Raw genomic sequence first — 382 nt, 5'->3', positions numbered from 1 at the left:
ACGAAGAACCGAAGGCCGACGGCCCGCCGGGCGCCACCCCGGCAACGGCGATCACCGACGACAGCGCTGCGCCGGAGACGGAGGCCGCAACCCCGCAGACACCCGAGGAAGCGGCGCGCCACGAGGGCGAGTCGTCGGACCCGCTGCCCTCCGATCTGTCTGACGCCGCGCAGATCGCCGAGGACGACGACGACGAGGTCATCGCAGAGAAGTTGCGACGCCAGGGCGTGCGCCTCGGCAAGGGCGGAGTCGCGCCACGCGTCTTCTGGCCGGCACTCATCGTCATCCTGGCGGTGGCCGTGCTCGGCGTCGCCTTCCCCGACGGCACCGGTGAGGTGCTGACGAACATGCAGTCGTGGATCGTCACGAACTTCGGCTGGTA

At 70.4% G+C, this 382-nt stretch carries 1 protein-coding gene; it reads left to right on the top strand.

Annotation, left to right across the window (positions count from 1 at the left end):
* On the top strand, positions 1-382 hold a 382-nt coding region (locus GO615_RS30165; RefSeq protein ID WP_211167460.1), incomplete at both ends, for a hypothetical protein.

Source organism: Aromatoleum evansii (assembly GCF_012910805.1).
In the GTDB taxonomy this organism is placed as follows: Bacteria; Pseudomonadota; Gammaproteobacteria; order Burkholderiales; family Rhodocyclaceae; genus Aromatoleum; species Aromatoleum evansii.
The sequence above is the reverse complement of the archived record's forward strand: the minus strand, read 5'-3'. Positions and strand labels throughout refer to the sequence as shown.